This window comes from Campylobacter insulaenigrae NCTC 12927 (genome assembly GCF_000816185.1).
GTDB lineage: Bacteria > Campylobacterota > Campylobacteria > Campylobacterales > Campylobacteraceae > Campylobacter_D > Campylobacter_D insulaenigrae.
Genome location: NZ_CP007770.1, coordinates 1,259,744 through 1,272,645, shown reverse-complemented (window position 1 = coordinate 1,272,645; position 12,902 = coordinate 1,259,744). Strand labels below are relative to the sequence as shown.

At 28.1% G+C, this 12,902-nt stretch carries 12 protein-coding genes; all 12 read left to right on the top strand.

What is annotated here, in order from left to right; translation table 11 throughout:
* The 12 genes from CINS_RS06515 to serC all read left to right on the top strand — a co-directional run bounded on the left by CINS_RS06515 (position 1) and on the right by serC (position 12,502).
* Positions 1-762, top strand: a complete 762-nt coding sequence (locus tag CINS_RS06515; RefSeq protein WP_039650883.1) for an HAD-IIA family hydrolase — start codon at positions 1-3, stop codon at positions 760-762.
* Positions 759-1,832: a chorismate mutase / prephenate dehydratase gene (locus CINS_RS06510; protein WP_039650881.1), complete on the top strand. Its 1,074-nt coding sequence runs from the start codon at positions 759-761 to the stop codon at positions 1,830-1,832. Before CINS_RS06515 ends, CINS_RS06510 begins: the two co-directional genes overlap by 4 nt.
* Complete coding sequence (gene hisC / locus CINS_RS06505; protein WP_039650879.1) at positions 1,822-2,919, top strand: histidinol-phosphate transaminase; 1,098 nt, start codon at positions 1,822-1,824, stop codon at positions 2,917-2,919. The genes CINS_RS06510 and hisC overlap by 11 nt, the downstream gene beginning before the upstream one ends.
* Positions 2,920-2,926: 7 nt before the next feature.
* Positions 2,927-4,612: a flagellar basal-body MS-ring/collar protein FliF gene (gene fliF, locus CINS_RS06500; RefSeq protein WP_039650877.1), complete on the top strand. Its 1,686-nt coding sequence runs from the start codon at positions 2,927-2,929 to the stop codon at positions 4,610-4,612.
* A complete protein-coding gene (fliG, locus tag CINS_RS06495; RefSeq protein WP_039650876.1) occupies positions 4,612-5,640 on the top strand; it encodes a flagellar motor switch protein FliG in 1,029 nt (342 codons plus the stop codon). The genes fliF and fliG overlap by 1 nt, the downstream gene beginning before the upstream one ends.
* Before the next feature lie 4 nt (positions 5,641-5,644).
* Positions 5,645-6,451: a flagellar assembly protein FliH gene (gene fliH / locus CINS_RS06490; RefSeq protein WP_039650875.1), complete on the top strand. Its 807-nt coding sequence runs from the start codon at positions 5,645-5,647 to the stop codon at positions 6,449-6,451.
* Positions 6,448-8,277, top strand: coding sequence for a 1-deoxy-D-xylulose-5-phosphate synthase (dxs, locus tag CINS_RS06485; protein ID WP_039650873.1), 1,830 nt, complete (start codon positions 6,448-6,450; stop codon positions 8,275-8,277). The genes fliH and dxs overlap by 4 nt, the downstream gene beginning before the upstream one ends.
* Before the next feature lie 78 nt (positions 8,278-8,355).
* On the top strand, positions 8,356-8,772 hold the full coding sequence (gene perR, locus CINS_RS06480) for a peroxide-responsive transcriptional repressor PerR (protein WP_039650871.1): 417 nt from the start codon (positions 8,356-8,358) through the stop codon (positions 8,770-8,772).
* A gap of 43 nt (positions 8,773-8,815) precedes the next feature.
* On the top strand, positions 8,816-9,550 hold the full coding sequence (locus CINS_RS06475) for a hypothetical protein (protein WP_039650870.1): 735 nt from the start codon (positions 8,816-8,818) through the stop codon (positions 9,548-9,550).
* Between the two features lie 6 nt (positions 9,551-9,556).
* Positions 9,557-10,258 (top strand): bifunctional demethylmenaquinone methyltransferase/2-methoxy-6-polyprenyl-1,4-benzoquinol methylase UbiE, encoded by a 702-nt coding sequence (gene ubiE / locus CINS_RS06470; protein ID WP_039650867.1) that lies wholly within the window; start codon positions 9,557-9,559, stop codon positions 10,256-10,258.
* On the top strand, positions 10,255-11,418 hold the full coding sequence (xseA, locus tag CINS_RS06465; RefSeq protein ID WP_039650865.1) for an exodeoxyribonuclease VII large subunit: 1,164 nt from the start codon (positions 10,255-10,257) through the stop codon (positions 11,416-11,418). The genes ubiE and xseA overlap by 4 nt, the downstream gene beginning before the upstream one ends.
* A 10-nt stretch (positions 11,419-11,428) precedes the next feature.
* The gene (gene serC, locus CINS_RS06460) at positions 11,429-12,502 is read left to right on the top strand and encodes a phosphoserine transaminase (protein ID WP_039651458.1); all 1,074 of its coding nucleotides are present in this window, start codon (positions 11,429-11,431) and stop codon (positions 12,500-12,502) included.
* The last annotated feature ends 400 nt before the right edge of the window (positions 12,503-12,902 follow it).

Sequence of the window (12,902 nt, the reverse complement as noted above, 5' to 3'; positions counted from 1 at the left end):
ATGCTTTTTTTAGATGTTCAAGGTACTTTAATTTCAGATATAGATAAAAGTCCAATAGAAGGTTCTTTGCAACTTTTTAAGACTTTAAACAAGGAAAAAATTCCTTATGTTGTTATTACCAATAATACTAAAAACTTAAATTTTTTAAATAAACTGCAAGATTTGGGTTTTGAAATTAAGGAAAATGCTTATATTGATCCGTTTCATGTTTTAAAAGATTATTTAAAACCATGTAAAGTGGCAGCTTTTGGGTCAAAAGAATTTTTGTATAGTCTTGAAATATTAGGATATGAAATTGACTTTAAAAATCCGCAAGCTTTTTTGGTAGCTAGTTATGATGAGTTTAAATTTGAAGATTTTGCTTATATGAATGAATATATTAAACATGGGATTAAAGCAATTGCTATGCACGAGGGGAGTATTTATAAAAAAAATCATCGTCTCTATCCAGGCGTTGGTAGTATTATGGCTATGTTAAAAAATTCTTATGATTTTGAATATTGTGTTGTAGGTAAGCCAAGCAAAGCCTTTTATACTAGTGCTTTAAATTTATTAAAAATTCAAAATTCAAAAGCAAAATTTGAAGATGTAATGATTATTAGCGATGATTACAAAGGAGACTTAATAGGTGCTAAAGAACTTGGTATGCAGACATCTTTGGTTTTAAGTGGTAAAATTTCAGATACAAAAGGTTTGGATTTGACTAAGTTGAATTTTGTATATGATAGTATTAAAGAGTATTATATATCGAGGTTTGCATGAAAGAAATAGAAATACTACGAAGTAAAGTAGATAATATTGATGATAAAATTTTAAGCTTACTTAATGAAAGAATGCTTTATGTAAAAAATATAGGAGAAATTAAAAAGAATATAGGTGGAAGTATTTATAGACCAGAGCGAGAGCGAGCTATCATCAATAGGCTTAAAAATCAAAACAATGGTTTATTAGATCAAAATGCTATTGAAGCTATTTATCAAGAAATTTTTGCTGTTTCAAGAAATTTAGAAATGCCTCAAAGTATAGCTTATTTAGGGCCTGAAGGTAGTTATACACATCAAGCCACTAGAAGTCGTTTTGGAGCTATGAGTCGTTATATTCCACTAGCAAATATAGAAGATGTTTTTAAGGAGCTTGTTCATAAAGAAGCTAAATATGGTGTTGTTCCTATCGAAAATAATACAGCAGGTGCTGTTGGCGTTACGCTTGATTGTTTAGGTAAATACGAAGAAATTAAAATTTTTGCAGAACTTTATATGGATATTCATCATTCTTTTGTAAGTATGAGTGAAAATTTAAAAGAAATTAAAAGAATTTATTCTCATCCACAAGGTTATAATCAATGTAAAAATTTTTTAGAAAGTCATGATTTAAATGAGGTTGAATTTATAGCGAGTAAATCTACAGCTAATGCGGCTTATTTAGCTTCTATGGATACAAAATCAGCTGCAATTTGTTCTAAAATAGCAGCTAAACTTTATAATGTCCCTATTTTATTTGAAAGAATCGAAGATAATTTAGCTAATCGCACAAGATTTTTGATATTAAGTGATATAAAATTACCACAAATGAGTCATTGTAAAACTTCTATTTTAGCTCATACTGCTCATAAACCAGGGGGCCTTAGTGATTTACTATATGAATTTAAAAAAGAAGGTATTAATCTTACAAAATTAGAATCACGTCCTATAAAAACAAGAGAATTTATTCATAGTTTTTTTATAGATTTTGAAGGACATATTGATGATGATAATGTTCAAAGAGTTTTAAAAAAAGCTGATTATATACAATGGCTTGGTTCGTATTTATCAGGAGAAAATAATGAAATTTAATCCTTTTTTAGAAGCAATTAAAACCTATGAAAGTGGAAAAGATATTGATTTGATTGCAAAAGAATATAACTTAAAAGAAGTTATTAAATTAGCCAGTAATGAAAATCCTTATGGAACGAGCTTAAAAGCAAAAGAAGCTATTATAAAAAACGCTCATTTAGCCCATCTTTATCCAGATGATACTATGATTGAGTTAAAGCAAGCTTTAGCAAAAAAATTTAATGTTTTAAATGAAAATATCATCATAGGAAGCGGAAGCGATCAAATAATCGAATATGCTGTTTATGCAAAACTTGATCATATGAAAGCTTATTTACAATGTGGAGTAAGTTTTGCTATGTATGAAATTTATGCAAAACAAGTGGGTGCAAAAATTTATAAAACTCAAAGTTTGATCCATGATTTAGAGCAATTATGTGACTTATATCAAAAACATAAAAATGAAATTAAAATAATTTTTTTATGTTTACCTAATAATCCTTTAGGAGAATGTTTAGACAAAAAAGATGTTTTTGAATTTATAAGCAAAATAGATGAGGATTGTTTGGTTGTAATTGATGGAGCGTATAGTGAATTTGCAAGTTTTAAAGATAAAAGTAAATTTATTGATCCCCAAGAACTGATTTTAAACTTTCAAAATGTTGTATATCTAGGAACTTTTTCAAAACTTTATGGCTTAGGTGGTATGAGGGTTGGTTATGGCATAGCTTCACAAAAAATCATAAATACTTTTTATAAATTAAGAGCACCGTTTAATGTTACTAACTTAAGTTTAAAAGCAGCATTTGCTGCTTTAGATGATAAAGAATTTGTAGAAAAAACTTTAAAAAATAATTTTTCACAAATGAAACTATATGAAGAATTCGCAAGAAAAAATGAAATTTCGTATATAGAAAGTTACACAAATTTTATTACTTATTTTTTTGATAAAAAAAATAGTACAGATTTATCTGAAAAACTGCTTAAAAAGGGTATAATAGTAAGAAACTTACAAAGCTATGGTTTAAATGCTATACGCATAAGCATAGGTACAGAATATGAAAATTCAAGGTTTTTCGAAGAATTTTTACAAATTTTTAGTTTATAGGGATTAGATGGATTATAAAACTATGTTGCACCAAGTGGGGCAACTTTATCAGAATTTGAGTTTAAAACAGCGTATTATTATTGCTGCTTCTATTGTAGTGGTAGTTGGATTTTTAGTTTTTTTAACCCTATTTAGAAGTGGCTCAAGTATGGCTAATGATGCAGGTTATTCTGTGTTATTTGAAAATGCTAATACTAGTGATTCGGCTATGATTGTGACGCAACTTGAAAAAAGTGGTGTGCCTTATATTTTACGCAATGAAGGAACCATTTTAGTACCTAATGAACAAGTTTATAAACAGAGATTAGCTATAGCTTCTGCTGGATTATTACCAAAAGATAATAAAGTAGGTTTTGAACTTTTTGATAAACAAGAATTTGGAGCAACAGAAGCTGAACAAAAAGTAAAATATCAAAGAGCCTTAGAAGGTGAATTAGCAAGAACTATAGAAAGCTTAGAACCAATACATAGTGCAACAGTTCATATTGCGTTTGCAAAAGATACTCTTTTTACCCAACAACAAGTTCCACCCACTGCATCAGTTGCTCTAACGGTTAAAGATGGGCTAAAATTAAATAAAAAACAAATCATGGGAATTAAGAATTTAATTGCCTCTTCAGTTACAAAACTTACTCCAGAAAACGTAAAAATTATGGATCAAAAAGGTATTCCACTAGATGATGAAGAAGGTTTTGCAGATGATTTAATAGCAGCACAAATAAAATACAAAAGAGATCAAGAATACGAATTAGAGCAAAAAATTGTTTCAGCTATTGCACCGTTTGCTGGTGGTTATGATAGAGTTGTTGCAAAGGTTAGTATTGATTATGATTTTTCAAAAGAACAATCTCAAAGCGAAGTTTATGATCCTAATACAGTAGTGCGTAGCGAACAAACTTTAGAAGAACATAAAGAAGGATTTAAAGATAAGGAAATTCAAGGTGTTCCTGGTGCTGTTTCTAATATAGGCCCAGTAGAAGGTTTAGATGATAAAGGTGCACGCGAAATTTATACAAAAAATCAAACTACTACTAACAATGAAATATCAAAAAAGATTACTAACACAACTAAACAATTTGCAACTATCAAAAGAATTTCAGCAGCTGTTGTTGTAGATGGAAAATATAAGGTTATTACTGATGATCAGGGAAATATTACCAATGAATATATTTCTTTAAATGAAAAAGAAATTCAAGCTATTGAAAATTTAACCAAAGGTGCTATAGGCTTTAATCTTGCTAGAGGTGATGCAGTAGAAGTTAATAACTTAGAATTCCATAAAACTGCTAAAGTTGAAGATAAAGTGCAAACTTTTTATACAAAATTTGTTGAACCATTTATACCACCTGTTAAATACGTTTTTGCTGCACTTTTACTCTTTATTTTTTACAAAAAAGTTATTGTGCCATTTTCACAAAAGATGCTTGCAGATATTAAACTTGAAGAAGAAATGGAAGGCAAAGAAGGACAATTTATTGATGATGCTGAAGACGCTATTGAGAAATTTAATGCTGCTCGTAAAAAGGTTGAAGAGCAGCTTGGATTTGGAGATAATTTTGATGAGGATTCATTACAATATGATGTATTACTTGAAAAATTAAGAGGCGTTGCAAATGAGAAAGCAGAAGAAGTGGCTTTATTGTTACAAAAGCTTGTTGAAAATGAAGCAGAATTTGGCGAGAAGGATATCTAATGATAAAGCTTAGCGAAGAACAAAAAATGATTTATGATGACCTTTCTATGCCAGAAAAGGTTGCTATATTTTTGATCCAACTTGGAGAAGATGTTACTACTGTTTTATTTTCTCATATGGATATTAATGTTATTACTGAAATTTCTCGTTATATTGCTTTAGCAAAGAATGTAGATAAACCTGTTGCAACTGCAGTACTTGAAGAATTTTATACTTTACTTCAATCTAATCAGTACCTTAAAAGTGGTGGTTTGGAATACGCAAAAGAAATTTTATTTAGAACTTTTGGTCCTGAAATTGCGGGTAAAATTTTAGAAAAACTTACTAAAAGTATGGAAAATAACCAAAATTTTGCCTATCTTTCTCAAATTAAGCCTCAACAACTTGCTGATTTTATTATTAAAGAACATCCTCAAACTATTGCTTTAATTTTGGCACATATGGATACCACTCAAGCTGCTGAAACTTTAGAGTATTTTAGTGATGAATTAAGAGCTGAAGTTGTAATAAGAATGGCAAATTTAGGAGATATTTCTCCATCTATTATTAAAAGAGTATCTGCTGTGCTTGAAAGCAAGCTAGAAAGTCTTACTTCTTATAAAGTTGAAGTTGGCGGTCCAAGAGCTGTAGCTGAAGTTCTTAATAGATTAGGACAAAAAGCTTCCAAGACAACTCTTACTTATATTGAACAAAGCGATGAAAGACTAGCTACTACTATTAAGGATTTGATGTTTACTTTTGATGATATTTCTCAGCTTAGCACAAATGCGATTAGAGAAGTTTTAAAAGTTGCTGATAAGCGTGATTTGATGATAGGTTTAAAAGGTGCTAGTGAGGATTTAAAACAAAAATTTATGGCAAATATGTCAACTCGTGCTGCTGAAGCTTTCGTGGAAGAGATGGGATTTTTAGGAGCTGTACGTGTAAAAGATGTAGAAGAAGCGCAAAGAAAAGTTGTTGAAGTGGTGCAAAAATTAGCTGAACAAGGTCTTGTCCAAATGGGTGAGGCTGATGAGATGATAGAGTAAGAATATGGCTAAATTAAATAATGTAATTTCAAATATTAATATTGCAAATCATGTTGTGGAAGATTACCATTTTAAGGTAATGAGTGAAATAGCTAATGATGAGATAAAGTCAAATGAAGAAGTTCAATCTTCACAAACAAAAACTATAGAACCTGATGTACAAATTTCTCAAACTCAAGTGGAAGAGAGTGTACCTCAAACTCCGTCTGCTCAAATTCAGCCAGATTTTGTGGAAGATTTATTAAAAAAAACTGATGAAATGTCAAGCAATATTATTAAATTACAAATGCAAATAGAAAGTCAAGAAGTTGAATTCAATAATCGTTTAACTAGCGAATTAGAACATGCTAAAGAAAAATATACCAAAGAGGGGTTTGATGAGGCTCAAAAAAGTTTTGAAAATGAACTTGCAGATTTAAGAGAAAAATATTTAAAAAGTGTAGAAAAATTAGAAAATACCATACAAACTCTTGATGAATTTTTATTAAAAAATGAAAATGAACTTGCAGATACTGCTGTTGTTATAGCAAAGGAAGTGATTGCAAAAGAGGTAGAAAATAACTCAGCTATAATTGCTTTAAATTTAGCAAAAGAATTAATGGAAGAATTAAAAAATGCAACTAGTATTGAATTAAAATTAAATCCTAGTGATTTTGATTATGTAAAAGAGCATTTACAAAGTAATAATTTAAAATTTAGCGTCGATGATGCAATTAACAAAGGTAGTGTTTTAATTCTTAGTGATGCTGGAAATATCGAGTCAAATTTAAATTCTCGTTTGCAAAAAATTAAAAATATGGCGAATGAATGATAGATTTTGATCATTTAGATATTAAGCAAATGAGTGTTAAAGAACTAGAAAATTTAGCATCTTTATTACGTGAAAATATTATAGATACGGTTAGTAAAAATGGTGGACATTTAAGTTCAAATTTAGGTGTTGTAGAACTTATTATAGGAATGCACTATGTTTTTGAGGTGAACAAAGATCCTTTTATATTTGATGTTTCACATCAATCTTATCCACATAAACTTTTAAATAAAAAGCATGATATTTTTCATACTTTAAGACAATTTGGGGGTTTAAGCGGCTACACTAAACCAGATGAAGGTGATTATTTTGTAGCTGGTCATTCAAGCACTTCTATATCTTTAGCAGTTGGAGCTTGTAAAGCTATACAGCTAAAAAATGAAGATCGCGTGCCAGTTGTTTTAATAGGTGATGGAGCATTGAGTGCAGGTATGGCTTATGAAGCTTTAAATGAACTTGGTGATAGGGAATATCCCTGTATTATTATTTTAAATGATAATGAAATGAGTATCTCAAAACCTATAGGTGCTATTTCAAAATATCTTTCTCAAGCTATGGCGACTCAGTTTTATCAAAAATTTAAAAAGCGTGTTGAAGATATATTAGAATATTTTCCTCAAGGTGCTTCATATGTAGCGAAGAGATTTGAAGAAGGTTTGAGGCTTATTACTCCTGGAATTTTATTTGAAGAATTAGGACTTGAATATATAGGACCTATAAATGGACATAATATTAGCGAGATTATTACAGCATTAAATCAAGCAAAAAGTATGAAAAAACCATGTGTAGTTCACGCTCAAACGGTTAAAGGGAAAGGTTATCAAATTGCTGAAGGGAAAAATGCTAAGTGGCATGGAGTTAGTGCTTTTGACATAAATAGTGGAAAAAGTATAAAACAAACTATTAATAAAAAAAGTGCTACTGAGATTTTTTCAAATATTTTATTAAGATTAGCTCAGAAGTATGAGAATATAGTTGGTGTAACTGCAGCTATGCCAAGTGGAACAGGTCTTGATAAGCTTATAGAATCTTTTCCTCATCGTTTTTGGGACGTAGCTATAGCTGAACAACATGCGGTAACTTCCATGGCTGCTATGGCAAAAGAGGGTTTTAAACCTTTTATAGTTATTTATAGTACTTTTATGCAAAGAGCTTATGATCAAGTTATTCATGATTGTGCAATTATGAATTTAAATGTTGTTATTGCCATGGATAGAGCAGGTATAGTTGGTGAAGATGGAGAAACACATCAAGGAGCTTTTGATATAAGTTTTTTAAGCGCTGTGCCAAATATCACTATTGCAGCTCCTAGAGATGAAGGCATGATGGAAAAAATTATGGAATATGCGTACTTTCATCAAGGAGTCTTTGCATTTCGTTATCCTAGAGGTAATTTTATTTTAGATAAAGAATTTAAATCTTGCCAAGTAAATTTGGCCAAAGCGCAAATTTTAATTGATAATCAAAGTGATAAAGCATTTTTAGGTTTTGGACAAGGAGTAGGTAGAGCAAAATTAGTTTTAAATGAACTAGGAGAAAAATATGCTAGCTTAATTGATCTGATATTTGTAAAACCATTAGATGAAGAATTTCTAAAAAAATTGGCAAAAAAAACTACAACTTGGTTTGTGTTTTCAGATAGTGTAAAAATAGGTGGTGTTGCAAGTTTAATTATGGAATTTATACAAAGAGAAAACCTAAATCATATTAAGGTTATTAGTTTTGAGTATGAAGATAAATTTATTACTCATGGTAGAACAAGTGTAGTTGAAGCTTCTTTGGGACTTGATATAAATTCTTTATGTCAAAAAATAAAAAGTTATTAAAGGATAAAAAATATCTTTTAATATAATAATATTTTTATAAAAAAATAGTTATACTATGCAAAAAGTTAGGAGATATAAATGGAACTTATGCAAATGCTAAAAGATTGTGATCTTAAAGCTACGCCTCAAAGACTTTGTATTCTTAAAATTTTGAAACGTCACGAACATCCTAATATAGACTCTTTGTATGAAAATATCAAAGAAGAGTATCCGTCTATTTCGTTAGCAACGGTTTATAAAAACCTTAATACTTTAAAAGAGCAAGGTTTGGTCGTTGAAATCAATACACCAAATCAAAAAACTTGTTATGATATTTATGAATATCCTCATATTCATGTAATATGCAGTAAGTGTAATCATATAGAAGATATACGTTATGAAGAAAGTGGACTTCAAATTTATCAAGAAAATCTTGAAAAAAAGATTGGTAATATTATAGATTATCTCGGTGTTTTTGCGCATATAAATGGTTGTAAATTTTGTAAGAATAAGTAGAAAATTTTTATTTTTGTGTTGAGAGAGGTTGGTTTTAAAATGTATGAAAGAGGTTGTAAAAAATCTTAAAAATTTAGTTTTTGATGAAAAGAAACTACAGTTTTTTACTTATGGTGATTATATAAGTGCAATAGCTTTAACCTCTAAAATAAGATTGCTTACTTCATCACAAATGCGAAGTTTTGATATTTTAAGAGTTATACTTTTTAGAATATATCAGAAATTTCAGCGTCAAAAAGGTTTATTTTTATATAAGCCTAATGATAAGTGTTTAAAGAAGATTAATAAAAAACTTTATGAATTTACTTTATATTTTATGATTTTTGAAAATATTTTTGAGTTTAATATTCAAAAAAGAATAGTAGAAGATCTTCACGCTTTAAAAGCTAAATTTGATTTGTTAAAAAATACAAAAGCAAATTACAAAGAAATTAGTAAAATTTTAAATAGTGTAGAAATTAAAAATTTTTTATTTAATTTAGAGTTTGTATTAAAAGATGATAGCGATTTTTTTCAAGGACAAAAAGATACAAACTTACAAGAATTGCTAAATTTTATTATAAAAAAAGAATTAATTTCTCTTAGAAAAAGTATTCTAAAATCTTCAAATAATTTTAAAGAATTTGATAAAATAAATTTTATTTTTAAATATTTTTCTAAAACATATAAAAATATAGATAAAATAGATCTCTTAATAAAAAATGAAAAAATGATATTGAATCAAAATGAAAAGAGTCTCAAAAATATAAATAAAATTATTGAGAAATTAGACAGGTAGGAATATATGCAAAAGCAAGAAAAAATCGTTAAAATGTTTGATGATATAGCTCCAACATACGACAAAGCAAATAGAATTTTAAGTTTTGGCACTGATGTAAATTGGAGAAAAAAAGCTTGTTTAAATGCATTTAAATATGTAGGAAATCAGCTTGATATTGTTGATGTTGCTTGTGGAACAGGAGATATGATTATAGAATGGCAAAATCAAGCAAATAAAATAAATAAAGAAATTGTTAGCATTAAAGGTATTGATCCAAGTATTGGTATGCTTGAAGTGGCTAAAAAGAAAAGGCTAAATGCTGAATTTACCCAAGCAAAAGCTCAAGAACTTCCTTTGAAAAGTCAAAGTGCGGATATTATAAGTATTAGTTATGGAATTCGTAATGTTATAGATAGAAAAGAAGCTATTAAAGAATTTTCAAGAGTTTTAAAAAAAGATGGTATTTTGTTGGTACTTGAATTTACCAAAAGAGAACAAGGTGGTTTTATAGCAAATTGCAGAGATTTTTATCTTAAAAATATTTTACCTAAAGTTGGTGGGTTTATAAGTAAAAATTATACCGCTTATGAGTATTTACCTAATTCTATTGAAAATTTTTTATCTAAAGAAGATTTCATAGATGAGTTGGGTGAATATTTTCAAATGCTAGAATATAAAAGCTTTAGTTACGGCATTTGTTCTGAATTTATTGCAAGAAAAAAATGAAAGTTTCAGAGCTCAATTTAAAAGCTAAAAGCTTATTAGAAATTCATCTTGATGATATAGAATTAAGTGGAGAAATTTCTAAAATTACTATACATAGTTCTGGACATTGGTATTTTGATTTAAAAGATGAAAAATCAAGTATAGCTTGTATTATGTTTAAGGGTCACAATCAATTTGTAGAAACTAAACCAAAAGCTGGAGATATGCTTGATTTAAGAGGCTATGTAAGTTTATATGAGACAAGTGGTAGATATCAATTCATAGCTAAAAGTATGCAAAGAACAAATTTTGGAGATTTAGAAGCTAAGTTTTTAGCACTTAAGGATAAGCTTGAAAAAGAAGGATTATTTGATCAAAAAATAAAAAAAAGCATAAAAAAATATCCTGAAAAAATAGCAATTATTACTTCTGTGACTTCAGCTGCTTTACAAGATATGTTAAAGCTTATTGAAAATAAGGAATATAACTTTTGTAAAATCAGTGTATTTAATGCTTTAACTCAAGGTCAAAGTGCTCCTAGTTCTTTGATTGAAGCATTAGAAAAAACTAAAAAAGATAATTTTGATGTTATTATTTTAGCCAGAGGTGGTGGGAGTAGGGAAGATTTATTTTGTTTTAATGATGAAGAATTAGCTAGATATATTTTTTCTTTGGATACACCAATTGTTTCTGCTATTGGACATGAGATTGATTATGTTATTAGTGATTTTGTAGCAGATATAAGAGCACCCACCCCAAGTGCTGCTATAGATATGATTTTTCCTTCTAAAATGACTATGATGCAAATTCTTGATGAAATTGAAACAAAATTAAAAGCTCAAATTTTAAATTTTTTTAAAATATATGAAAATAAGGTGGATTTTTTGTGTAATTTAGCAAAAGCAAGATCTTTGGAAAATATATTTTCTTTAAAAAAGCAACAATTATTTGCCACTAAAAAACAACTTGATTATCTAGTGAAAATGAAAGTATTAAATTATGATAATCGACTAACTAACATTCAAAAACTTTTAAGTCAGCATGAATATTTTTTTGAAAAAAGTAAGAATTTAATTAATTTGCAAAAAAATGGTAAAAATATTTCGTTAAAAGAACTTAAAAAAGGAGATGTTGTGGAACTTTGCTCTATTGATGAAAACAAGGAAGCAAAAATACTATAAAGGAGAAATAATGAGAGTGATAAATTTTAGTGCAGGTCCTTCAAATTTACCTGATGAGGTTTTAAAAGAAGCACAAGAAAATTTGTTTGATTATCATCAAAAAGGTTTTTCTATAATGGAAGTATCTCATAGGGGAAAAATTTTTGAAGAAGTGCATTTTGAAGCCATGAAGTTAGCAAAACAACTTTATGAGGTAAACGATGATTATGAAATATTATTTTTTCAAGGTGGTGCTAGTTTGCAATTTGCAATGATTCCTATGAACTTAAGCTTAGGTGGAATTAGTGAATTTGCAAATACTGGAGTTTGGACAAAAAAAGCAATTAAAGAAGCTCAAATTTTAAAAGTTAATACTCAAATAGTCGCAAGCAGCGAGGATAGTGGATTTGATCATATTCCTAACTTTAAATTTAGTGATGATGTTGACTATGCTTATATTTGCTCAAATAATACTATTTACGGAACTCAATATAATAATTATCCTATAACTAAAAGCCCTTTGATTGTTGATGCTTCTAGTGATTTTTTCTCTAAAAAACTTAATTTTTCAAATATTGCTATGCTCTTTGGAGGAGTGCAAAAAAATGCTGGAATTTCAGGACTTGCTTGCGCATTTATACGAAAAGATATGATAGAACGCAGTAAAAGTAAAAATATACCTAGTATGTTAAAATATAGTGTCTATGTTGAAAATGATTCAATGTTTAACACTCCTGCAACTTTTGCTATATATATGTTTAACCTTGAAATGAAGTGGCTTTTAAATCAAGGTGGATTAGATAAAATTAATGAGCAAAATATACAAAAAGCAAAATTTTTGTATGAAATCATAGATCAAAGTGAAGGTTTTTATCAAGGTTATGCCAAAAAAGAAGATAGATCTTTAATGAATGTAAGTTTTAATATAGCTGATAAAAATTTAGAATCAAAATTTTTACAAGAAGCAGAAGAAAATGGAATGATAGGATTGAAAGGCCATAAAATTTTAGGTGGAATCCGAGCAAGTATTTATAATTCCATTGATTTAAAAAAGGTTCAAATTTTAGGTGAATTTATGAAAGATTTTGCTAAAAAAAATGCTTAGATTTTGGTAAAAATTACCAAAATCTTTTTTTATATAGCAAAACTTCTATTTTCTTATTATCAATATTTGCTCAAGTTTTTATTATATTTTTTAAGAAAAACTTTAAAAAAGTTTTTTCAGATTTTTATACTATTTTTTAGTATTGATTTTTCTTTAATAATTTTGAGTGGCAAGTATAGGACCAACTAAGGATAAATGTTAGTAATAGTAGTAAAATGTTGATTACAAAGAATTATTTTATTTGTAGTTAGAGTTTTTTATCTAATTGTAACACTTTATAAGCATAAAATCCTATAAGTTTGTATTTAATAATATAAACATACAAGTTATTATAACAAGATAAATTGCTGAAATATTTTAACCATACTAAAAATGTGATGATGTGTTATTTATTAAATAC